Origin of the sequence: Desulfotomaculum copahuensis (assembly GCF_001655685.1) — a bacterium.
GTDB classification, from domain to species: Bacteria; Bacillota; Desulfotomaculia; order Desulfotomaculales; family Desulfovirgulaceae; genus Desulfotomaculum_G; species Desulfotomaculum_G copahuensis.
Genome location: NZ_LYVF01000205.1, coordinates 1 through 1,325, shown reverse-complemented (window position 1 = coordinate 1,325; position 1,325 = coordinate 1). Strand labels below are relative to the sequence as shown.

Annotated in this window: 1 protein-coding gene; it reads left to right on the top strand. The window is 44.2% G+C overall.

Features of this window, described 5'->3' with window-relative positions; translation table 11 throughout:
* Window positions 1-43: 43 nt before the first annotated feature.
* Window positions 44-1,169 (top strand): IS3 family transposase gene (locus A6M21_RS17630; RefSeq protein ID WP_151192010.1). Its coding sequence is split into 2 segments (ribosomal slippage): window positions 44-315 and window positions 314-1,169, totalling 1,128 coding nucleotides; the frame shifts between segments, so codons are not numbered across the junction.
* Window positions 1,170-1,325: the final 156 nt, after the last annotated feature.

Sequence of the window (1,325 nt, the reverse complement as noted above, 5' to 3'; positions counted from 1 at the left end):
ACCCATAAATTAAGACAGCAAAAACGGGGAGGCTAAGAACCAAATGTCTGTTCGCAAGAGCTATACTCCAGAATTCAAAATGAAAATTTTCCTGGAAATTATCCGAGAAGAAAAAACACTTGCCCAGCTGTCTAGCGAATATGGGGTCCACCCAACCCAGCTAAAACAATGGAAAAAAATTGCATTAGAAGGACTACCCACATTATTTACCGATGAACAAAGAGCAATCGAAAAAGTTAAAAAGGAATATGAAAAACAAAGCGCTGAACTTTATGCTCAAATTGGCCGGTTAACTACTCAACTGGACTGGCTCAAAAAAAAATCTGGCATCTTGCCTCAATCGAAGTGAACGCATTGCGCTTCTCGATTGGGTGACTTCTGAAATACCCATAGTCGTTCAGGCTGATTTACTCGGTCTAAACCGGACAAGCTTGTATTATAAGCCAGTTCCACCGTCAGAAGAAGAAATTGCGCTCAAACACCGGATAGATGAAATTTATACCGCTCACCCCTACTACGGGTCGCGAAGGATAACTGCACAATTAAAGCGAGAAAGCTTCCTGCTTAATCGTAAAGCTGTACAGCGTCACATGCATGAGATGGGTATTGCCGGCATCTCTCCCGGCCCTAATTTGAGCAAGCGGCGACTGGAACACCGGACATTTCCTTATCTGCTGAGGGGGGTTACCATTAGCCATCCCAACCACGTTTGGGGTATTGATATCACCTATATCAGACTCCAGAGGGGATGGATGTACTTGGTAGCCGTGCTCGATTGGTACTCCCGCTATGTAGTCAGTTGGGCAATAGATCAGGTTCTGGAGATAGATTTCGTCCTGGACGCTGTCCAGCGGGCATTCGCTGTAGCTACGCCCAAAATTTTCAATAGCGATCAGGGTAGTCATTTTACAAGTTCGCAATACATCGAACTACTCAATGCCGCCGGTGTAAGCATCAGTATGGACGGCAAAGGCCGGGCCACCGATAACATTTTTACGGAACGGCTATGGAGAAGCCTAAAATATGAGGAGGTGTACCTGCACAGTTACGAAAGTCCACGTGAAGCCCGAAAGCGGGTTAGTGCGTACCTTGATTTTTATAACTACCGGCGACTCCACCAATCCCTGGATTATAAAACGCCGGCAGAGGTTTATTATCAATCCAAATAATGGCTGGTCAGATAATTAATAACTGGTACCTGTTGCCATATCTGGATTTGCAAAAAATGCGCTTCCCGAGATCTAATTACCATAATATACCATAACAAACATTAGTTTGTATCTTAAATTTTAAAAAAAACTGTCTTGACAAATGGGTCCACCCCA